Here is a 21,921-nt window from a genome sequence, read left to right as displayed (position 1 = left end):
GCTATCAGCAGCATAGCCAGTGAAGGAGTCTCGAACGGGAAATTGTAAAGGGTTGGGCGACAACCATCAAAGCTTTTGATCAGGTTAGTCGGCCCTGGCTATCAGGGTCTGAACGCAGTGTTGTCGTAAAATTACATAGCATTTCGACGGTACGTGATCCGGTATCAGCGAGATCGCTAGCAGGAACAAGCCGTATGGATATGGTGCTGAAAAGGCCTAGCGGAGGAGTTTGGGCAAACTGGTGGCCACTGTCTTGGGTTCGTTGTGATAAATCTTGGCTTGGAAGGGTGGATTTTGTTGAAATATCGCTGTTTTGTGGTAGATTTTCGCAAAATTTAATATGGACGAAAAAGAAATGGTTTTCAGCTCGGTCGTGTTTATTTTTTACTTTTTACCATTTTTTTTATTGATTTATTATTTGACAGGTATCAGGAACGCAGTGCTGCTGACAGCAAGTGCGGTATTTTATGTGTGGGGCGAGGGGCTTTATTTATTACTGCTAATAGCCTTATTGGCTCTTAACTACAGTGCAGGTAAAATAATAGGCGTGGCAGTTGGACAACAACGCAAGTGGGCGTTGGGCGTTTTTGTTTTTATAAATCTTATGGTGTTGGGGGTTTTCAAGTATAGTCAGTTTTTTATGGATGTTATATCAGGTGCTGTGGGGGGTGAGCCTCCCCACCTCAATATGCACTTACCCTTGGGTATTTCCTTTTTTATCTTTCAGTTGGTGTCTTATCTTGTAGAGGTTTACCGTCAAACGATCAAGCCGGAAAATAGTATCGTGCGATTGTCAACGTACGTGATGATGTTTCCACATTTGGTGGCAGGTCCAATTGTCCGTTATACCGATATCAAAGAGGAACTGCATAATCGGACGGTCGGTGTTGAAAAAGTTGGTTTGGGTGTTCAATATTTTATTGTAGGTCTGTGCCAGAAAGTAATGATTGCCAACTCGGTCGCGCCGGCGGCTGATCACTTATTTAGTTTGGATCCGACAGCTGTCACATCCGCCGTCGCGTGGATCGGCGCGACAGCATACACACTGCAAATCTATTTTGATTTTTGTGGTTACTCCAATATGGCTATTGGTCTTGCCTTTATGTTGGGGTTCAGATTTCCTAAAAATTTTGATTATCCATACTCATCTAAGTCGATCACCGAGTTCTGGCGGCGCTGGCATATGTCTCTTTCGTTCTGGTTTAGGGACTACGTGTATATACCGTTAGGCGGGAGCCGCGGCGGAGAGATTTTAACTATTCGAAATCTGTTGATCGTATTTTTTGTAACGGGTCTCTGGCACGGCGCGGCTTGGACCTTCATTTTCTGGGGCATGTTTCATGGCCTGTTCGTTGTGTTGGAACGCGTGTTTTTAAAACGTGTGCTTGAGGCGGCGCCTGATCTTTTGGCGCGTCTCTACACATTGCTTGTGGTCATGGTGGGATGGGTCTATTTCAGGGCCAATAGCTTTGATCAGGCGTGGGTTATCCTTAAAGCGATGGCGGGTTTCGATGGTACGCTGCAAGAATGGCAGCCCTTCATGACATGGATGACGCCTGAAACAGTCGCTGCCCTGATCGCGGGAGTGGTTCTTTCATTCCCGGTAATTCCATGGGTATGTGCGCAGCTGAAGTTTACAAGAGTCAACGGGTCTACTGAGCCAGGCAGGCATGGTCGAGATGCAGCTGATGTTCATGCGCTACCTGCGTTTCTGCTGGTGGGCGGGCTGGTTTGTAGTGTGGTTTTGCTAGCCAGTAGCTCGCTTAACCCCTTTTTATATTTTCGATTCTGAGGCGCGTAAATGAGCCATGTTTCTGAAAGTAGCGAGCGGTCTACTGTAACTAAGCGCATCTATCACTGGTGGTCCTTGATTATCGGAGTGGTGGTGGTAGTTGTCGTCGTTCATCTGTTTCCTCTGTTCAATATTCAAGAGCCTGGGTTGGCTGAAAACAGGGTGCTCGCAAGTGCTCCTCCAGTGCCGAAAAGCGTGTCTGACTGGGCAGTATTGCCAGCCAGGTTGGATGCCTTTGCGATCGACCAGTTTCCACTTCGTACGCACATGATCGCCACGTTGAATTTGGTTCGGTACACACTCGGGTATTCGGGCTCGAAGAGAATTATCGTGGGCCAGAATGGTTGGCTATTCTATGATGATGGCAATCATTTGGCGCTTATGTCTGGTGCGTTAATCTTGGATAAACCAAATATTGACGCCTGGGTCAGTGGCTTTCGTCAGCGCGTGGAATACCTGGACAAAAGGGGAGCTAAGTTCTACTTCATGGTGGCGCCTGTCAAAGAAGATATCTACCCTGAAAATCGACCTCATTGGATGCCTAAGCAGAGAGTCAATACAGAGGTCGATGAGATCATCAAGGCTTCCAAAGAAGCTGGGATCAATCAGATCGTAGACCCGCGTGAAGCGATCTTCCAGGAGCGACATAATCAAAAGCTATATGATCAGTACGACACACACTGGACGGGGTTGGGTGCTTACATTGCTTACGACCAGCTAATGACTAGAATATCTAAAGATTTTCCCGATATACGTCCGTTGCCGTTAGCCGCTTTTACACCGGTAATACTTCCAATGGTAGGGATACCCAGAGATTTGTCATTGATGCTTGGCATTGCAGATTTTGTTCCGCATGATCGAGTTTCGTTTGCCACTATGTTGACCCACCCCCTCGAAAAGACAACGTTTTTGAGTGACAACCATAGTTGGGTTGGACCACAGGTTCTTCATACGAGCGCCAAAACAGGAAAGACATTGCTGCTGTTGAGGGATTCTTTTTCAACTGAGCTGCTGCCATTTCTCAAGGAACACTTTGATACGATTGTTACAGCACACGTTCAAGACGGATTTTTTCGAACTGATCTTATTGAACAGTTCAAGCCGGACGTTGTTGCAGTTGTCATTATCGAAACGGGAATGCGGCACACAATGGGAACGATGCCCGCCTTGGAGTCTCGATGAAAGGCCTGTTTATAAAGGCGTGTCTGAATCTTTAGCGTTGTGCGTAAGACAGTAACCAATGCCCTCGCCAAATCCATCAGGATATTGTTGGCCGAAGAGGCACCCCACCTTTAAGTTGGCGGGGTTCAGATGAGGATTATTTTGAGCAGTAAAACGTATCTCTCCAGCCTTCGCTGTAGTCTACCAACGCACTTTTGACTTCAGGTTTTTCTGAAATGTATTCATTCCAGTCGAAGGTATTTGTGGTGTACCCAAAGTGTTTGGCTATGAAGCGTACAGCGCTTCTTGATGGGCGCCCAACTAGGGTTTGGCCATGTCGAGTCAGTGAGTCGGAATAAGCCATTTGTTGATCATCTACCGGGTCAAGCAACAGCTGAACGCCGTAGGGGTTGCCGAACACTACACGAGGATCACTGGTTTCAACTTCCGGAAATTCATCGACAATCGGAGTGACTTCGGTGTCGATCACTACCAGTTTTGCCCCAGTACGTTCGATCAAGTCAAATAGCTCGGCATGTCGAATGGTGTGGTAATAAAAACCAAGGCAAAAAACAACGTCAAATTCTTTATTGCTGAGGTGGTCGAAGACATCACCGCATAAAAAATCAAAGCGCGAGGGTTCGATGCCGTACTCGTTAAATGTCTCCATGGCGTTATTTATCAGCTCTTGTCTGGGCTCAATACCCGTTACATGAGCTGCACCTGCCTGCAGCGCGGCAAATGACCAACGTCCATCATGGCTTGCTATATCAAGGATACGCTTGCCCTTTATAAACTCTCTATTTATTTCCATTATCGCGCTGTGCCGCGAATTCAGGCGGTCTGGAAATGGGCTGGTGTGACTGGTTTTATAAAACCTTGGGAAATTATCAAAAAAGCCCATATGGCTCCCATACACGCAACTCGGTGAGAGTCGACGTTGAATTGAATAAGCACCCGATAATACACGACGTTCCTATGGGTGGGGGGGCCCGGGTCGGGTTTATTCGTTCCAAGCAGGTGTGCGGATGTGCCGCTTCTCTCACTGTGAGCCAAGACACCCAACTGGTTTGTTCACGGTCTTTTCGGCCGCAACACCAACCACAACGCCCCCGCAATCAACACCCCGCCATACAGATGCGCCATGGACAGCGGCTCATCGAGCAACAACGCCCCCCACAACACCCCAAACGGCGGAATCATGAACGTCACCGTCATCGACTTCACCGGCCCAATCGACGTCAGCAACCGGAAGTAAAGAATGTAGGCAAACGCCGTACACACCAGCCCCAACCCCAGCAACGACCCCCACACCTGCCACCCACCCCAACTCGCGGGCGGCTGACTGATCGCGCTGTATGCAAAGAACGGCAACAGAAATAACGTCGCACCAAGCATGCTGCCCAACGCCGAGAGGCGGCTGTCCAAGCCACCGCGCTGATCCAGCCAGCGCCTTGCCAGGAACCCGGCGAAGCCATAACAGGTGGTCGCCAGCAAGCAGGCCAGCGCACCCATCAACAATTCCAGGTCAAACGCCACCGGCCCTGCGCGGGTCAGTACCCCCACGCCCAGCAGGCCCAGGCACACCCCGGCGACTTTCGACGGGGTCAGGCGTTCGCTGAAGAACAACCCGCCAATCAACACGCCCATCAACGGCGTGGTGGCGTTGAAGATCGCCGAGTAACCCGCCGGAAGCACCTGGGCGGCGACTGAATACATGGTCGCGGGAATGCCGGAGTTGATCACACCGAGCAGCAATACAGTCTTGAACTTGCCCTGGAAATCCCAACTCACCCGCATCACCGCCAGGATCACCAGCAACCCGGCGGCGGCGATCGACACGCGGAAAAACGCCGTCGGCAGCGTGCCGATCTCCGGCGCGATAATGCGCATGAACAGGAAGCTCGCGCCCCAGATGGCGGCGAGCCCGAGCAAGTACAAGGTGTCGACAGGTCTCACGGAGCACTCCTACCTCAATAAGCCGGCGAGTGTTACATGACACCTCTAAGGATTACAGGACAAACCGCGTCACCAGTCCATTCAGGTCCACCGCCAGGCGCGACAGTTCCTGGCTGGCGGCCGAGGTCTGGGTGGCACCGGCGGCGGTCTGGGTGGACAGGTCGCGGATGTTCACCAGGCTGCGGTCCACGTCACGTGCCACCAGCGCCTGCTGCTCGGCGGCGCTGGCGATTACCAGGTTGCGCTGGCTGATCTGCGAGATGGCCGCGGTGATTTTTTCCAGGGCGCTACCGGCGCTGTTGGCCCGTTGCAGGGTTTGGCCGGCGTGCTCGGCGCTGCTGTTCAGCGCGTCGACGGTGTCCTGGGTGCCGCGCTGGATGCCGGTGATCATCTGCTCGATTTCTTCGGTGGAGTCCTGGGTGCGTTGCGCCAGGGAGCGCACTTCATCGGCCACCACTGCAAACCCTCGTCCGGCCTCGCCTGCGCGGGCCGCTTCGATGGCGGCGTTGAGCGCCAGCAGGTTGGTCTGCCCGGCGATGCCGCGGATCACTTCCAGCACCTTGCTGATGTCCTGGGCCTGCACCGCCAGGCCTTCGGCCTTGTTCGAGGCGCCTAGCACTTCGTCGACCAGGTTCTGTATCGAACTGATGGTTTCACTGATCTGGTAGTGGCCGTGCTTGCTGTCCTCGTCGGAGGCTTGGGACGCCTCGGCGCTGGACACCGCATTGCCCGCCACTTCGTCCACGGCCGCGCTCATTTCGGTGACGGCCGTGGCGGCCTGCTCGATCTCATCGTTCTGCGCCTGCAGGCCACGGGTGCTTTGTTCCATGACCGAACTCATCTCTTCGGCGGCGGAGGCCAGCTGTTGCGCCGATTCGCTGATGCCCCGAATGGTGCCCTGCAACTGCGCCTGCATGGTCGCCAGGGCGTTGAGCAATTGGGCCGGTTCGTCCCTGCCGCTGAAGGCAATCGGCTGGCTCAGGTCGCCGCCGGCAATGGTGCGGGCCACGCTCAGCGCCTGGCCGAGCGGTGCGGTGATGCTGCGGGTCAGCAGCCAGGCGAGCAACAAGGTGGCGATCAAGGCGAATACGATGATCAGGCCGACGATCCACTGGGCGCTGGAATAGGTCTGCGCGGCTGAATCCACCGCCGTTTCCACGCCGTTCTGGTTGAACACGATCAGGTCCTCCAGGCTCTTGTTGAGGATCACGCCCTGCGGAGCGAGGCGGCTGTTGAGCAGGTCAATGGCGTCTTGCTGCTGATCCTTGTCCACCAGGGTGACGATCTGTTCGACGAGGGCCAGGTAAGTGTTCACGTTACCTTCGAGCTGTTTGAGCATCTGGCGCTCTTCGTCGCTGCTGAGCAGGGTTTTGTGATGGTCGAGCAGGGTTTGCAGCTCGCTGCGCTGGCGGCTGATCAGGGCTTTGCTGTTGTCGCGGATCCGCGATTCGTCGGTGGTCGCCAAGCGCAAGGCCTCCAGGCGGATGCTGGCGACAAAGGCCGCGCTGTCGTGGATGTTCTCGATGCTCGGCATCCACGATTGCTCGATGACCAGTGCGCTTTGTCGCAACTTGGCCATCTGGCCCAGGCCGAACAGGCCCACAATCACCAGCAAGCTGGCCAAAACCCCAAAACTCAGACTGGCACGCAGACCGATCCTCATGTTCCTCAATGACATCTCAATGCTCCTTGGGCGATTAGAACCTGTTCCCGGATCGGTCTTCGGACCTTGTTAGAGTGGGAGAGGGCGCGCTATATATCAAAGTGCCATCAAGGTGGTAATCAGGGTTTCCCTTAGTTGGATCCAAAGTTTTGTGGAGGTGAGAGTTCCGGAATGAGTACCGGTATTTGCGACTGTTAGCTGCCAGGCCACGCGGCTGCGGGCGTGTGGGGAAAACATCGCGGTATTTATAAGTACGTTTATTGACCGTTTGGTCTGATTTAAAAAATTGAAAATAAATGTACGAAATGAACGGAGTTGTACAAGACTGCACGAAAAATGACCCTTCTCCTGCGTTCGTACACTGGCTAAGCTCAGGGCTTCCCGATGCCCGTTCGAGGTTTCCCACATGTCGCAACTCGCCCTCGCCATTGCCCAAATGATCCTCGATGGCTTCGACGATTACCGCGAACACTTCCGCCAGATCACCGATGGCGCCCGCGAGCGATTTGAAAAGGCCCAGTGGCAGCAGGGCCAGGCGGCGTCGGCGGCGCGGATCAATCTCTATGAGGAAAAGGTCACTGAGGTGACCCAGCGGTTGCGTGAGCACTTCGATGACGCCGCACTGCTCGACATCGATGCGTGGCCCTTGGTCAAAAGTGCCTACATCGGCCTGATCGATTTGCGCTTTGACGATGAACTCTCCGAGACCTGGTACAACTCGATCTTCTGCGGGCTGTTCAGCCACGACCTGATCAGCGACGGCTGCATGTTCATCCACACCACCCGGCCCAGCCTGCGTCGGGCCCGGGCCGCGCAGACGCGCACCTACACGCCCGCCGGGCACATCCTGGAAATGCTCGCGCAGATCTTTGCCGACTACTGCTTCAGCGAACCCTACGCCGACCTCGCAGCCGACCTTCAACGCCTCGAAACCCAACTGCGGGAAAACCTGCCGGACTGGGTGTGCAAGGACCCGGACCTCAAGGTCGAGCTGTTTTCCTCGGTGCTCTACCGTAACAAAGGCGCTTACCTCGTCGGGCGCATCTACACCCGCGACGAACAGTGGCCGCTGGTGATCCCGTTGCTGCACCGCGAAGGGCAAGGTATCCAGATCGATGCGCTGATCACTGATGAAGCCGACGTGTCGATCATCTTCTCGTTCACCCGCTCCTACTTCATGGTCGATGTACCGGTGCCAGCGGAATTCATCGGCTTTCTCAAGCGCATCCTGCCGGGCAAGCACATTGCCGAGTTGTACACCTCCATCGGTTTCTACAAGCACGGCAAGTCGGAGTTCTATCGCGCCCTGATCAACCACCTGGCGACCACCGACGATCAATTCATCATGGCCCCCGGCGTTCGCGGCATGGTCATGAGCGTGTTCACGCTGCCGGGCTTCAACACCGTGTTCAAGATCATCAAGGACCGTTTTTCACCGTCGAAAAACGTCAACCGCGCCACGGTGATCGAGAAGTACCGCCTGGTCAAAAGCGTCGACCGGGTCGGGCGCATGGCCGATACCCAAGAGTTCGCCGACTTCCGTTTCCCCCTGAGCAAATTCAAACCTGAGTGCCTGGCCGAGCTATTGGAAGTGGCTGCGGGCACCGTCGAAGTCGAAGGCGATACCGTGCTGATCCGCCACTGCTGGACCGAACGGCGCATGACCCCGCTCAACCTCTACCTCGACAACGCCAACCCCGCCCAGGTGCGCGAAGCCCTGGAAGATTACGGCCTGGCGATCAAGCAACTGGCGGCGGCGAACATTTTTCCCGGCGATATGCTGCTGAAGAATTTCGGTGTCACCCGCCACGGCCGCGTGGTGTTCTACGACTACGACGAAATCTGCTTCCTTACCGAGGCCAACTTCCGCCACATCCCGGCGCCACGTACCCCCGAGGATGAAATGGCCTCCGAGCCCTGGTATTCCATCGGCCCGCTGGACGTCTTCCCCGAGGAGTTCCCGCCGTTTCTGTTTGCCGACGCTGGGCAGCGCAAGCTGTTCGATGAGCTGCATGGTGAGCTGTACAACGCCGATTACTGGAAAGGCCTGCAGGAGGCGATTCGCGCAGGCAAGGTGATTGATGTGTTTCCGTATCGGCGCAAATCGACGTAAAGCACCATAACTCGAACGGGGCAACAGGCAAGCCGCTGCCCCGATGTGACGAGTTAGCCTGGCAACCACTGGCGAATGAGCGGTGTGTCGTCGGCACCGTCGTTCTTGGCTTGCAAGTAGGCGCTATAGTTTTTCCTGACGGCGTCAGGTACGCCGACGACAGGTGTCAGCACCGGCGCTGCGCTGCCCCCTTCGGCCGTTGCCTTGGCCCTGAACGCCTGGTCATCCAGATGCCGCAGGTGCAAGACCTCATCAATGAAACGGCTGGCCGTGGCATTGTCGATGTTGGGGTACCGGTGGGCGATGCCTGCGCGCAGCATCGTGCGATCATCGGCGGTGAAGTTGTTTTCGCCTTGTGCCACGTAGGCCGGCATCAATCCTGAGAGTGCGGCAACGGAGGCTTTGACCGTACCCAACTGTGGAGAGACGATCACTGAAGGCAACTGGTTCAAGGTCTGGTTTTCCACTTCTTGCGCCACCCCACGCGGGCCTTTTTTCTGAGCTTGTTGCTGGAAGTACTCGCGGGCTGCCAGGTAGTCCGCGATCGAGTTGAGTAATGTCTGCATACGCGGGGGGCTTTGGGTGTCGGCCGCCCATGTCTGTATGTGTGTCTGGATGTCTTGGGTGCTTGCGTCCTCCACGATAAGGCGTGAGAGTGCTTCGCCAGCGGCGCCTGGAAGCTTTTCCAGTTGTTGGAAAATTCGGTCGGCTGCATGGTCCAGGTAGCTGTGCTGGACAGTGGCTGCCAACTGCGCGACGGCGGCGCCGACAATGAGCAGGCCGCTATCGCTGTTGCTGCCACGGGTTTGCAGGCCGAGAACGGTCTTGAAGGGCTGGTCGCTATAGACCTGATCGTAGTCGTAAACGGGTTCGAGCTTGCCACACAAGTCGCCCAAGACGGCACCGGCGCTTCCCGGCTTGTGAATGTCCTGTCCGAGGGCATAGACGTAGTAGTCGGCGTCGAGGGTTTGACGAGGCGCCTGGCTCTCGCCCGTGGGCACACTGTACCTCAGTTGCAACGGCGCGCCACCAGGGGTGGGGTTCGGATGGATGTCGAGCGCGTCCACCGACACCAAGTGGTGGTTGGCCACCTGGGGTGCAAACTTCAGCTGGTGGCCGTCCAGCAGCACCGGCTTGGTACTGCGGATCAGCCAATTGACTTGTGCGCCCAGTTCTCCCGCGCGTTCGACCGCATCGATACCTGCGTTGGGGCCGTGCACCACCACCTTCTTGCCCGCGAACTGTTCAGGTCGGCTGTCGGTGGCCCGCATAAACTCATCCAGGTCCATGACATTGCCCCGCAAGACCTCTTGCTGGTGCAGGCGGATATTGCCTAGGCGTTTCTCCGCCAAAGTCTGTGCGCTGTCGTTGTTCCATACGCTGGTGTGCGGCCCGGCCCCCATGCCCAACACTACCTGCCGGCTTTCTATAGCCTGGCCGTTTTCCAGGCGAATCTGATAGCGACCGTCTTTCAGTTGGTTGATGCCTGTGACCTGCGCCGGTAGATATTCCGCCCCCAATGCCTGTGCCCGGTCCAACTGTTGTCGATTCCGCGCTGCAAACTCGCTCCGGTCCGCGTAGCCAGGGTTATAGCTGGGTACCGTAGGGCCCCATTGGTCGATGATTTCACGTTGATGATTGATGTAGCCCTTGCCTCGCACACTGGGCAGCCAAGGATCTTCCTGGCCGATGATGCTGACTTTTCCGTGCAGAGGGGATGCGTGACTATTCGTCGAAAACCGGTGGTTCAATTCGTTGACCAGATAAGCCACGCTGCTGCCGGTGCCGACAAATGTCAGGTCACGCACTCGGTGAGGGCTCAACGGTTTGTCGGCATCGCCAACGGCTTGGGTGTCGACCTGGGTTGCGGCCGGCTGTACAGCGCTCGCTCTTTGGGGCTGTGGTTCATGCAGCGATTTACCGAGTAGCATCAGGATAATCCTTTCAAAAGGCCTCATCCGCAGGCATTAAGAACTCGTCCTTGTTATTGGTGTGAAGCGGTCATGCGGTGAAGGGGCAGATTGTTTCTCAAATCAGTGTAGATATTGAATAAATCGGTATTCAATTCGGCAACTAACGCCCGCTGTTTATTGCTTTTTTTTAGCGGATTGATGGCGCCCAGTTTGACGTGCGGTTTGCCCGTGGAATGAATCAATACCTTGAAGTCCAGCCGATGCTGTTCAGCACAAGTTGTTCGATGAGCTGCATGGCGAGTTTCACAACGCCGATTACTGGAACGGGCTGCAGGAGGCAATTCGCGCCGGTCAGGTGATTGATGTGTTTCCGTACCGGCGCAAGGAGCGCGATCACTGCTCATGAACTTGATTTACGGATTGATCAATCTTCAGAAAATACCGAATTGGCTTTTGGTCGACTTCACGCCGATATTTTCCAAGTAATCCTGTGCGGGCCTCATATTCTCCTTTGTGGGTCGGTAGTGGCCCGAGGTATTGGATAAGTGAGTTCTCCCTGTCATGGTTTGCTTTAAGTAGCCGGCACTGACGATGTTATTCGACTGCCCGGCACCGACGCCCAATTCGGCGGTGGCGGGGTGGGATATCATTTTTGGCGCTATGTTTTTACTGATGTTGGCGATCGCCATCTGTCCGTCCCCCGTCACGATAAACTTGGTAACCGTATTTGGTGTCTTCGCGATGTTCAGATCCTCTGGCTTTTTTACGCTTGTCACTGTTGCCGTGGCGTTTCGGGGGTTTGTAGCCGCTCCCGCCAGATGCAGCTCAGCGTTCAGGTCTCTTGCCTTAGTATTGGGTAGCTTCGGATAGTTCTTGGAGGTGTAGGAAGACCCAGAGGGGGCTGAGGTCCAGAAACTGTTTTCCGAGTAGGATGTAGGTGCAATGTCCTGGTATTTGTTGGCGTAACTATGAAGGTTTTGGGTGGGGGCGTTGTAGTAACGGCTGGAGTCAATGGGCATATGAAATCCTCAGATGTTAAAGGTGACATCAATCCGGTTTTTGCGGTTGCCTCACAGGCCGCTCATGAATCCCATTCCTCGTACTGCCCGACTGGTCGTCTGAAAGCTCGAGATTCGATTTGCCGTCAAATTAGTGGGCGGTGTCGAGTAGGTCCGGGGGGATGCGTTGTGCGATGGTTTCTCGGTGTACGCGGGCGCGAACTCATATTTGGGTGGTGGTTCTGACGCTGTCGAGCGCGGTTGGGCTCGCATGGATTCTGCGTAGCTGGGTAGATGAGGTCGGCTGTTTGTCGATTCGATAGGCATAAAAGCTCCGGTTTCATAAGCGATACAGTGATCTGCCAGAGGTGTCTGGCGGGTTGATTTGATCCTGCTTACTTCACTTGAACCATCGGATTTTTACTGTGAAATGGTCGGATGAGCGACTTGCTGGTGTAAGAAATATGTTCATTCGCAGGCGCTACGCGGCCAGTCACTGACTGAGCGTCTCCAGAAATGCCGAAATCTGCGACAATCGCCCCTCGTTTTTCCGTCCGTAGCTATGCAGGCGTGCCCTGCCTCACTTAGAAGACCTTTGCCGCCCTGATGACCGACCAAGCGCCCACCATCGACCAACTGCTCAAAACCCTTGATCACGCCATGCTCGCCGACCGCCACCGTTTGCGTCGGCAGTTGCTTGAGTTGCGCAAAAAGCCCGACGAGGACAAGTTGGCGCAGTGGGTCGCGCGCATGCAGGCGTCCTGCGCCCAGGTCACGGCGCGGCGCGCCAGCCTGCCGGTGATTCGTTATGACGATAGCCTGCCGATCGCGGCCAAGCGCAATGAAATCAAAGAGGCGCTGAACAAGCATCAGGTGCTGATCATTGCCGGCGAAACAGGCTCGGGCAAGACCACCCAGTTGCCGAAGATCTGCCTGGAAATCGGTCGCGGCCAGTTCGGCCTGATCGGCCACACCCAGCCCCGCCGGATCGCCGCACGCAGCGTGGCCAGCCGGGTCGCCGAAGAGTTGGCCACACCGCTCGGCGCGCTGGTCGGCTATCAGGTACGGTTCGAAGACCAGAGCGATTCCAACACCCTGATCAAGCTGATGACCGACGGCATCCTGCTGGCGGAAACCCAGAATGACCGCTACCTGGAACGCTACGACACCATCATCGTCGACGAAGCCCACGAGCGCAGCCTCAACATCGACTTCCTGCTGGGCTACCTGAAAACCCTGTTGCCACGTCGCCCGGACCTGAAAGTCATCATCACCTCGGCGACCATCGACCTGGAGCGTTTCTCCAAGCATTTCGACGATGCGCCGATTGTCGAGGTCTCCGGCCGCACCTTCCCGGTGGACACCTGGTATCGCCCACTGACCCTGGAGCAGGACGAGGAGGGCAACCGCGTCGAGGACGACCTCACCGTCGACCAGGCGATCCTCGCTACCCTCGATGAAATCGCCGCCTATGAGCGCAGCGAGCGGCGCAGCCCGGGCGACGTGCTGGTGTTCCTGCCGGGCGAGCGCGAGATTCGTGACGCTGCCGACATGCTGCGCAAGGCCCAGCTCAAGCACACCGAGATCCTGCCGCTATACGCGCGCCTGTCGCCAGCCGAGCAGCAGCGCATCTTCCAGTCCCATCCGGGCCGACGTGTGGTGCTGGCAACCAACGTCGCGGAAACCTCGCTGACCGTGCCGGGCATTCGTTATGTGATCGACAGCGGCACCGCGCGCATCAGCCGCTACAGCTACCGCGCCAAGGTGCAACGCCTGCCGATCGAGGCGATTTCCCAGGCCAGCGCCAACCAGCGTAAAGGCCGTTGCGGCCGGGTCGAGCCGGGCATCTGCATTCGTTTGTACAGCGAAGAAGATTTTATCGGCCGCCCGGAATTTACCGACCCGGAAATTCTGCGCACCAACCTCGCCGCCGTGATCCTGCAGATGCTGCATTTGCGTCTCGGCGAAATCACCGACTTCCCGTTTATCGAACCGCCGGACGGCAAGGCCATCAGCGACGGTTTCAACCTGCTGCAAGAGCTGTCGGCGGTCGACCGCAACAGCCAGCTCACCCCGCTGGGCCGCCAGCTGGCGCGCCTGCCAGTGGACCCGCGCATGGGCCGCATGTTGCTCGAAGCCGCCAAGCTCGGCAGCTTGCAGGAAGTGCTGATCGTCGCCAGTGCCATGTCGATCCAGGACCCGCGTGAGCGCCCACCGGAGCGTCAGCAGGCCGCCGACCAGGCCCACGCACAGTGGAAGGACCCGGACTCGGACTTCGCCGGTTTGGTCAATCTATGGCGTGGCTTCGAAGAGCAGCGCCAGGAACTGACAGCGAGCCCGCTGCGCAACTGGTGCCGCAAGAACTTCCTCAACTACCTGCGCCTGCGCGAATGGCGTGATTCCCATCGCCAGTTGAGTCTGATCTGCCGCGACATGCAGTTGAGCGTCAATAAAGAGCCGGCGGACTTCCCGAAACTGCACAAGGCGGTGCTGTCCGGTTTGCTCAGCCAGATCGGCCAAAAAACCGAGGACGGCGATTACCTGGGCGCGCGCCAGCGGCGTTTCTGGATTCACCCCTCGTCGGGTATCGGCAAGAAGCGCCCGCAATGGCTGATGACCGCCGAACTGGTGGAAACCACCAAGCTGTATGCGCGCATGGTCGCCAAGATCGACGCCGACTGGATCGAACCGCTGGCCGGGCACCTGATCAAGAAAAACCACTTCGAGCCGCACTGGGAGAAGAAGCGCGGCCAGGTCGTGGCCTTTGAGCAGATCACCCTGTTCGGGCTGATTGTGGTCGGGCGCCGGCCGGTGCATTACGGGCCGATTGACCCTGTGGTGTCCCGCGAGCTGTTTATCCGTGAAGGCCTGGTACGCGGCGAAATCCAGTCGCGGGCCAAGTGCCTGGCGGCCAACCAGCAACTGCTGGAGCAGCTCGACGAGTTGGAGGCCAAGGCGCGCCGGCGCGACATCCTGGCAGACGAGGAAACCCTGTTCGCCTTCTACGATGCGCGCCTGCCGGCGGAGATCCACCAGACCGCCACGTTCGACAGTTGGTACAAGGTCAACAGCCAGAAAGACCCGCAACTGCTGATCATGCGTGAAGATGATGTGCTGGCCCGCGAGGCCAGTGAAGTCACCGCCGCGCATTACCCAGACACCCTGCACCTGGGCGACCTGGCCCTGGCTTTGAGTTACCACTTCGAACCCAACCACCCGCGTGACGGTGTGACCCTGCGCGTACCGGCGCCGCTGTTACCTGCGTTGCCGGCGGAGCGCCTGGAGTGGCTGGTGCCGGGAGTGATCGAAGCCAAGTGCATCGCCCTGGTGCGCAACCTGCCCAAGGCGCTGCGCAAGAACTTTGTACCGGTGCCGGACTTCGTCAAGGCGGCCCTGCAGCGCATCGAATTCGGCCAGGGCTCGTTACCCCAGGCCCTGGGCCGCGAGTTGTTGCGCATGACCGGGGCGCGAGTCAGCGATGAAGCCTGGGCTGAGGCTGCGCAGCAGGTGGAAAGCCACCTGAAGATGAACCTGGAAGTGGTCGATGGCCAAGGCAAGTTCCTCGGCGAAGGCCGCGACCTGGCCGAACTGACGGCGCGCTTCGCCGAGGCCAGCCAGGCTGCGTTGGCCGTACCGCAAACCGCAAAAAGCCAGCAGCCGGTGGAGGCCAAGGTGTTCGCGGCGGTGGCCGAGAAGACACAGCAGAAGATCGCAGGGCTGTCGATGACGGTGTATCCGGCGCTGGTGGAGGACAACGGCACGGTCAAGGAAGGGCGTTTCTCCACGGCAGCCGAGGCCGAGTTCCAGCATCGCCGTGCCTTGCAACGCCTGCTGCTGCAGCAACTGGCGGAACCGGCGAAATTCCTGCGCAGCAAACTGCCAGGCCTGACCGAACTGGGCCTGATGTACCGCGAATTGGGCCGGATCGATGCGCTGGTGGAGGACATCCTGCTGGCCAGCCTCGACACCTGCGTGCTCGAAGGCGAAGCCAGCCTGCCGCGTGATGGCGCTGGTTTGGCTGCCCTGGCCGAGCGCAAACGCGGCAGTTGGACCGAACACGCCGAGCGCCTGGCGCGCCTGACCCTGGAGGTACTGAAGCTCTGGCACGGCCTGCAAAAACGCTTCAAAGGCAAGATCGACCTGGCCCAGGCCGTGGCCTTGAACGACATCAAGCAGCAACTGAGCCACCTGGTGTACCCAGGTTTTGTGCGGGAAACCCCGGCGCAGTGGTTCAAGGAGCTGCCGCGTTACCTCAAGGCCATCGAGTTGCGCCTGGAAAAACTGCCCAGCCAGGTGCAGAAGGATCGGGTGTGGAGCGGCGAGCTGGGCGGCCTGTGGACGCAGTACGAAAATCGCCTGAAAAAACACGCCCAGGAAGGCAAGCGCGATCCCCAGCTGGAGCTGTATCGCTGGTGGCTGGAGGAATACCGGGTGTCGTTGTTTGCCCAGCAACTGGGTACCAAAGTGCCGATTTCCGACAAGCGCCTGAGCAAGCAGTGGAGCCAGGTAGAAGCCTGATGTTTACACGGTTTCCAAGGCAATACAGGTCCAGTGTGGGAGGGGGCTTGCCCCCGATTGCGGTCTGTCAGTAAAGGATGTGTTGACTGGCCCACCGCTATCGGGGGCAAGCCCCCTCCCACAGATAGCGCCAAATTCCGAGGGTTGTGGCAAACTTCGCGGTTATAAATGCCGGGATCGTCGTGAAAGGCTGCGGCGCGATGGAATAAAGCGATGCCAGTTTGGTGCCCGCGGAGCGGAATCGGACTACTTACAGTTTGGTACGACGGTACCAATATCTTCTGCCTGACAGATTTAGAGGAACGACCGTGCATAACGTCGTCATCAGCGGCACTGGCCTGTATACCCCGGCCAACAGCATCTCCAACGAAGAGCTGGTGCAGTCTTTCAATGCCTACGTGCATCAGTTCAACAGCGACAACGCCGCCGCCATCGAGCGCGGTGACGTGCAGCCGCTGACCGAATCCAGCGCCGCCTTCATCGAAAAGGCCTCCGGCATCAAGAGCCGCTTCGTGATGGACAAGGACGGCATTCTCGATCCGCAGCGCATGGCCCCACGCCTGCCCGAGCGCAGCAACGACGAATGGTCGGTCCTCTGCCAGATGGCCGTCGGCGCCGCCGAACAGGCACTGCAGCGCGCGGGCAAGACCGCCGCCGACATCGACGGCGTGATCGTCGCCTGCTCCAATCTGCAGCGTGCCTACCCGGCCATCGCTATTGAAGTCCAGGAAGCCTTGGGCATCGAAGGGTTTGGTTTTGACATGAACGTGGCCTGTTCCTCGGCCACCTTCGGCATCCAGAACGCCGCCAACAGCATCCAGCTAGGCCAGGCGCGGGCGATCCTGATGGTCAACCCGGAAGTCTGCACCGGCCACCTGAACTTCCGCGACCGCGACAGCCACTTCATCTTTGGGGATGCGGCCACCGCCGTGGTCCTGGAGCGCGCCGACCTGGCAACCTCCGAACATCAGTTCGACGTGGTGAGCACCAAGCTGCTGACCAAGTTCTCCAATAACATCCGCAACAACTTCGGCTTCCTCAACCGCACCGCGGAAGAAGGCATCGGCGCGCCGGACAAACTGTTCGTACAGGAAGGCCGCAAGGTGTTCCGCGACGTATGCCCGATGGTGGCCGAGCTGATTGGCGTGCATCTGGCGGAAAACCAGTTGAACGTGGCCGATGTGAAGCGCTTCTGGCTGCACCAGGCCAACCTGAGCATGAACCACCTGATCGTGAAGAAGCTGCTGGGCCGCGAAGCCACGGTCGAAGAAGCACCGGTGATCCTCGATACCTACGCCAACACCAGCTCGGCGGGTTCGGTGATTGCGTTCCACAAGAATCAGGATGACCTGCCCAAGGGCTCCGTGGCGGTGCTCAGTTCGTTCGGCGCGGGCTATTCGATCGGCAGCGTGATCCTGCGCAAACGCTAAGACAATCGAGGTCTTGAATGGCAGCAGCGGACGACGCGCACCTGCTTGAACGCCTGCTCAAGGGTGAGCAGCGGGCCTACAAGGAATTGGTCACCACCTACCAGAGCGCCATGCGGGCGGTGGCCTATGCCATCGTCGGCCAGCGCCACGCCGACGAAGTCGTGCAGGACGCCTGGTTGTCGGTGGTGCGCAACCTGGCCAAATTCGAGGGGCGTTCCAGCCTCAAGACCTGGCTGCTGACCATTACCGCCAACGCTGCCAAAGGGCGCTACAAGCAGAATCGTCGTGAAGTGCTGCTCGATGATCTGCCCTCGCCCCACGGTACCATCGGTGACGATCGCTTTACCCCCGATGATGGTCATTGGGCCGTCGCCCCGTATGCCTGGCACCAGGACACCCCGGAAGCCTTGCTCACCGAGGATGAACTGCGCAAATGCCTGGAGCATACGATCCTGAGCCTGTCGGAGTTGCAGGGCAGCGTGCTGGTACTGCGTGAGCGCCAGGGCCTGGAGTTGGAAGAGATCTGTAATCTTCTGACGTTGTCGCTCTCCAATGTCCGGGTGCTGTTGCATCGGGCACGGCTTAAAGTCTTCGCCACGGTGGAGCATTTTGAGGAAACGGGCGAATGTTGACCTGTAAAGAACAAGTGGCACGTTCCAGTGACTATCTCGATGGGCAGTTGACCTTTCGCGAGCGTCTGCTGGTGCGTCATCACTTGATGTTCTGCCCGAACTGCCGCCGGTTTATCCGCCAGATGCGCCTGATGCAGGCGACGCTGAAGATAATGCCGGATGAGCCGGTAGAGGGTGTGGAGGCCTTGGCGCAGCGTCTGGCTCACGAGCGGCTCAAGGATCACAAAGGCGGGGAATAAACAGGCTTGCGTGGGTGGAGCGAACGGATGATGGGGACCGATCCACCCACGCAAGACTGGTAAAGAAGCAGCTTCAAGCGGTTAGCCTGAAGCTGCAAGTGACATGCTCTTCCTTGAAGCTTGTAGCTTGAAACTTGCCACTGTTTTTTAGAACTTCGCTTCTGCATCCAGCTGCAGGGTGTTGGTGTTGGCGTCACGCTGGGTGCGGCTGGCGTAGTCGGCCTTGGTCAGGAAGTACGTGGCACCGAGGGCGAAGTTCTTGTCGATGTCGTAGCTGACCTTCATCTTGTGACCGCGCGAACCGGTGGTGCCGTTGGCGAAGTCCGAGTCGGTGAAGGCACCCACCACGGCATTACGCTGGATGTCGCGGTAGTTGTAGTCCAGGTTGAAGCCGAACACTTTGGACTTGGCGCCGATCAGCCAAGCGGTGTCCTGGTCGGTCACGGCGTCGTTGTTTTTCACGTATTGGCCGTAGAACGCCAGCGGTACGGCCAGGCCACCGATGTCGGCTTGGGCAAAGCCTTCATACAGGCGGAACTGGTTGTCGGCCGAGTTGCCGTTGACCGCCAGTGCGCAAGGCGTGGTGGTGGTTGTGCAGCGGCTGTCCTTATCGTTCTGGTAGGCGTAGACGCTGCCGCCCAGGGTCATTTTCAGGTTGTCGGTGACCGAGAAGCGTGTGCCCAACTGGCCAGAAGTCAGGCGCAGGTCGTGACGGAACTGCACGCCGTCGCCGTCGACGTTGTCCTTGAGGTTGTAGTTACCGAGGCTACCGAACAGCTCGGCGCTGCTGCCCAGAGGGTACTTGTAGGTCAGGGCCAGGCCTTCAGGGTTGATGTCGCTATCCCAGATAACGTCGCCCATGTTCACCCACGGTTGCAGCATCTTACCGCCGATCACGTGCAGGTTCTTGATCTGGTCCGGGTGGTAGTCGATGTAGCCGAGGTCCAGCCAGATCGACTTCTTGTCGAAGTAGTTGTCCTGGTCCTGGTTGGTCGAGCGCGCATCGTCGCTGCTGCCGGTGGCAATGCGGATACCGGTGTCGACTTGCGAGTTGATCTCGGTGTAGGCGCCCAGGCGGGCACGGATGCGCTGACGGTCCTTGTCGCGGCCGCCGTTGTTGGATTCGCCCTGGATTTTCACGGTTTCCTGGCGGAAACGTACGTCACCCTTGAACTGAGTCTTGGCGGCCCAGGCCAGCTTCTGGTCGAAGCTGCTCAGCTCATTGGTTTTCTTCGCGGTGGCCGCGATCTGTTCGTTGGTCTCTTGTTGAGCTTGCCGTGCGATCTGCTGTTCTTTCTGGTCTTTGGCCAGCTCGCTTTGCAGTTCAGTGTACTGCGCCGCGGTGATCTGGCCGTTGGCCTTGAGCATGTCGAGCAATTTAGCGTCGACTGCAGCGCTGGCCGGAACGCTCAGGGCCAGTAACAGGCCGCCGCACAGGACCGCCGCAGTTTTAGTGGAAGCAAGACGCATATCAATCTCCGAAAGTGAGGAGGGATGGCAAACCATCCAGGACACAACCGACCGATGACGGACGGAAAAATAGCCGCCGGGTAGAACCAGGCGCTCTAAAAACAGGCGTCAGTATCACGATCGTTTATGACGGAGCAGTGGCGAAGTGATGTCATCTAGATGACAAATTTTTCACGTTCGGAACTATTGGTTTAGAGCCTTGTCTCGCGAAACGGGGGTGTGTCAGGGCCGGCAATCGGCGATACTCGCCAGGCTTTCACGCCCCGAACCAGTGAGGATGCCGATGCCGCTGCAACGCCTGGACAGCCTGTCCGAAATCGCCCCGCAAGCCTGGGATGCGCTGGTGCCGCAGGGGCAGCCGTTCGTGCGGCACGCGTTCCTGAGCGCCTTGGAAGACAGCGCCAGCCTGGGCCCGCAATCGGGCTGGCAGCCGGAGCATTTGCTGCACTGGGAGGGTGACCGGCTGGTGGCCGCACTGCCCAGTTACCGCAAATGGCATTCCTATGGGGAGTACGTGTTCGATCACGGTTGGGCCGATGCCTGTGAGCGCGCCGGCATCGACTATTACCCCAAGTTGCTGACGGCGGTGCCGTTCAGCCCGGTCAGCGGTCCACGTCTATTGGCCGCCAGCGCCGAAGACGGTTTTGAGCTGCTCAAGAGCCTGCCGGGTTACCTGGAGATCGAGGGGCTTTCCAGCGCCCATATCAACTTCACCGATGACCTGGCCGATGCTGCCCTGGCGCTGCAACCGGGCTGGTTGCAGCGCCTGGGCTGTCAGTATCACTGGCAGAACCGTGGCTACCGCGACTTCCAGGACTTCCTCGACGCCTTGAGCTCGCGCAAGCGCAAACAGATGCGCAAGGAGCGCGAACAAGTGGCGGGGCAGGGGATCGATTTCGAGTGGTTGCAAGGCCATGAACTGAGCGAGGCGCAGTGGGATTTTGTCTACGCCTGCTACGCCAACACCTATGCCGTGCGCCGCCAATCGCCCTACCTGACTCGCGCGTTTTTCAGCCTGCTGGCCGAGCGCATGCCTGAAGCGATCCGCGTGGTACTGGCCAAGCAAGGCTCGCGCCCGGTGGCCATGGCCTTCAGCCTGCTCGGCGGCGACAGCTTCTACGGCCGCTACTGGGGCTGCCTGGCAGAGTTTGACCGTCTACACTTCGAAACGTGCTTCTACCAGGGCATGGACTACGCCATCGCCCACGGCTTGCAACGCTTCGATGCGGGGGCGCAGGGCGAGCACAAGTTGATCCGTGGGTTCGAGCCGGTGATCACGCGGTCGTGGCACTACCTGCGCCATCCGGGATTGAAGAATGCCGTGGAGGATTTCCTCGAACGCGAGCGGGTGGGGATTGTGGCGTATGCCGAAGAGGCGAGGGCAGCCTTGCCGTATCGGCTGTGCTGAACCGCTGGTCTTGTGGCGCTTCCAGATAAGGATGAAATCGCTATTCTGTATGTACAAAAGTACATACAGGGCGTGCCATGCTATTTGAGTGGGATGAATCCAAGAATAAAGCCAATATTGTTAAACACGGCATTGACTTCAATGACGTCCCAGATCTCTTCAGGCATCCAATGCTGGCCTTACGCGATGATCGAGCGGATTATGGCGAGGAGCGTTGGATCAGTATCGGCTGGATCAAATTGTTAATGGGTGTGGTCGTATACACCGAGCGGCGTGGTGACGTAATTCGCATCATCTCTGCCCGAAAAGCAACCAATAAGGAGGCCAAATACTATGACGCAAACATCGAAAACTGATTGGGAGCGCCTGGCCAAAATGAATGATAAAGAGATCGATACCCGCGATATTCCTGAGCTGGATGCCGATTTTTTCCGGCGTGCCGAGTTACGTGTTCCAGTGAAGCAGGCGGTCACTATCAGGCTGGATGCTGACGTACTGGAGTGGTTCAAGGGTCAGGGATCTGGTTACCAGACGCGTATTAACCAGCTATTGCGCCAGTACATGCAGGCCCATCAAGGGTGATTGGCTATCCGATAAGTTCAGCCCTGCCTCTTGGGCCGGGCTG

The 21,921-nt window shown here is 57.7% G+C and carries 16 protein-coding genes and 1 pseudogene; 11 read left to right on the top strand and 6 right to left on the bottom strand.

Going from position 1 to position 21,921, the window contains the following annotated elements; genetic code table 11:
• The first annotated feature begins 340 nt into the window (after window positions 1-340).
• The gene (locus ACZ445_RS22315; RefSeq protein ID WP_081049274.1) at window positions 341-1,792 is read left to right on the top strand and encodes an MBOAT family O-acyltransferase; all 1,452 of its coding nucleotides are present in this window, start codon (window positions 341-343) and stop codon (window positions 1,790-1,792) included.
• Between the two features lie 9 nt (window positions 1,793-1,801).
• Window positions 1,802-2,974, top strand: a complete 1,173-nt coding sequence (locus ACZ445_RS22310; protein ID WP_464707581.1) for an alginate O-acetyltransferase AlgX-related protein — start codon at window positions 1,802-1,804, stop codon at window positions 2,972-2,974.
• Window positions 2,975-3,110: 136 nt separating this feature from the next.
• Here ACZ445_RS22310 and ACZ445_RS22305 read toward each other — a convergent pair whose 3' ends face one another.
• The 3 genes from ACZ445_RS22305 to ACZ445_RS22295 all read right to left on the bottom strand — a co-directional run bounded on the left by ACZ445_RS22305 (window position 3,111) and on the right by ACZ445_RS22295 (window position 6,575).
• Window positions 3,111-3,857, bottom strand: coding sequence for a class I SAM-dependent methyltransferase (locus ACZ445_RS22305; RefSeq protein ID WP_464707579.1), 747 nt, complete (start codon window positions 3,855-3,857; stop codon window positions 3,111-3,113).
• Window positions 3,858-4,027: 170 nt separating this feature from the next.
• Complete coding sequence (locus ACZ445_RS22300) at window positions 4,028-4,912, bottom strand: DMT family transporter (RefSeq protein ID WP_058425376.1); 885 nt, start codon at window positions 4,910-4,912, stop codon at window positions 4,028-4,030.
• Window positions 4,913-4,964: 52 nt separating this feature from the next.
• Window positions 4,965-6,575 carry a methyl-accepting chemotaxis protein gene (locus tag ACZ445_RS22295; RefSeq protein WP_464708635.1) on the bottom strand — a complete coding sequence of 537 codons (1,611 nt, stop codon included), beginning with the start codon at window positions 6,573-6,575 and terminating at the stop codon, window positions 4,965-4,967.
• Window positions 6,576-6,981: 406 nt separating this feature from the next.
• On the opposite strand from ACZ445_RS22295, the gene aceK reads away from it, so the two are divergent.
• Window positions 6,982-8,688 carry a bifunctional isocitrate dehydrogenase kinase/phosphatase gene (gene aceK, locus ACZ445_RS22290; RefSeq protein ID WP_464707578.1) on the top strand — a complete coding sequence of 569 codons (1,707 nt, stop codon included), beginning with the start codon at window positions 6,982-6,984 and terminating at the stop codon, window positions 8,686-8,688.
• 53 nt (window positions 8,689-8,741) lie between these two features.
• On the opposite strand, the gene ACZ445_RS22285 is transcribed toward aceK, so the two are convergent.
• Window positions 8,742-10,619 carry an NAD(P)/FAD-dependent oxidoreductase gene (locus ACZ445_RS22285; RefSeq protein WP_464707577.1) on the bottom strand — a complete coding sequence of 626 codons (1,878 nt, stop codon included), beginning with the start codon at window positions 10,617-10,619 and terminating at the stop codon, window positions 8,742-8,744.
• A gap of 238 nt (window positions 10,620-10,857) precedes the next feature.
• Between ACZ445_RS22285 and ACZ445_RS22280 the strand changes: the two are divergent.
• A pseudogene (locus ACZ445_RS22280) lies at window positions 10,858-11,007 on the top strand (isocitrate dehydrogenase kinase/phosphatase-domain containing protein); the annotation flags it as partial.
• Window positions 11,008-11,032: 25 nt separating this feature from the next.
• On the opposite strand, the gene ACZ445_RS22275 reads toward ACZ445_RS22280, so the two are convergent.
• Complete coding sequence (locus tag ACZ445_RS22275) at window positions 11,033-11,620, bottom strand: hypothetical protein (RefSeq protein ID WP_058425372.1); 588 nt, start codon at window positions 11,618-11,620, stop codon at window positions 11,033-11,035.
• A 585-nt stretch (window positions 11,621-12,205) separates the two neighbouring features.
• On the opposite strand from ACZ445_RS22275, the gene hrpA reads away from it, so the two are divergent.
• The 4 genes from hrpA to ACZ445_RS22255 all read left to right on the top strand — a co-directional run bounded on the left by hrpA (window position 12,206) and on the right by ACZ445_RS22255 (window position 18,418).
• The gene (gene hrpA / locus ACZ445_RS22270) at window positions 12,206-16,117 is read left to right on the top strand and encodes an ATP-dependent RNA helicase HrpA (protein ID WP_464707575.1); all 3,912 of its coding nucleotides are present in this window, start codon (window positions 12,206-12,208) and stop codon (window positions 16,115-16,117) included.
• Between the two features lie 308 nt (window positions 16,118-16,425).
• The gene (locus tag ACZ445_RS22265; RefSeq protein ID WP_464707573.1) at window positions 16,426-17,547 is read left to right on the top strand and encodes a beta-ketoacyl-ACP synthase III; all 1,122 of its coding nucleotides are present in this window, start codon (window positions 16,426-16,428) and stop codon (window positions 17,545-17,547) included.
• A gap of 17 nt (window positions 17,548-17,564) precedes the next feature.
• A complete protein-coding gene (locus ACZ445_RS22260) occupies window positions 17,565-18,179 on the top strand; it encodes an RNA polymerase sigma factor (protein ID WP_058425369.1) in 615 nt (204 codons plus the stop codon).
• Window positions 18,173-18,418, top strand: a complete 246-nt coding sequence (locus ACZ445_RS22255) for an anti-sigma factor family protein (RefSeq protein WP_464707571.1) — start codon at window positions 18,173-18,175, stop codon at window positions 18,416-18,418. The genes ACZ445_RS22260 and ACZ445_RS22255 overlap by 7 nt, the downstream gene beginning before the upstream one ends.
• Before the next feature lie 147 nt (window positions 18,419-18,565).
• Here ACZ445_RS22255 and ACZ445_RS22250 read toward each other — a convergent pair whose 3' ends face one another.
• Entirely contained in the window at window positions 18,566-19,888 is a 1,323-nt protein-coding gene (locus ACZ445_RS22250) for a putative porin (RefSeq protein ID WP_028617432.1), read from the bottom strand.
• Between the two features lie 283 nt (window positions 19,889-20,171).
• Between ACZ445_RS22250 and ACZ445_RS22245 the strand changes: the two genes are divergently transcribed.
• The 3 genes from ACZ445_RS22245 (at window position 20,172) to ACZ445_RS22235 (ending at window position 21,878) form a co-directional block, all read left to right on the top strand.
• Window positions 20,172-21,296: a GNAT family N-acetyltransferase gene (locus ACZ445_RS22245; RefSeq protein ID WP_179030091.1), complete on the top strand. Its 1,125-nt coding sequence runs from the start codon at window positions 20,172-20,174 to the stop codon at window positions 21,294-21,296.
• Window positions 21,297-21,373: 77 nt separating this feature from the next.
• A complete protein-coding gene (locus ACZ445_RS22240; protein WP_464707569.1) occupies window positions 21,374-21,652 on the top strand; it encodes a BrnT family toxin in 279 nt (92 codons plus the stop codon).
• Window positions 21,630-21,878 carry a BrnA antitoxin family protein gene (locus tag ACZ445_RS22235; protein WP_058425365.1) on the top strand — a complete coding sequence of 83 codons (249 nt, stop codon included), beginning with the start codon at window positions 21,630-21,632 and terminating at the stop codon, window positions 21,876-21,878. The genes ACZ445_RS22240 and ACZ445_RS22235 overlap by 23 nt, the downstream gene beginning before the upstream one ends.
• The last annotated feature ends 43 nt before the right edge of the window (window positions 21,879-21,921 follow it).

It is taken from the genome of Pseudomonas allii (assembly GCF_055380095.1).
This window is presented reverse-complemented; position numbering and strand designations above follow the sequence as displayed.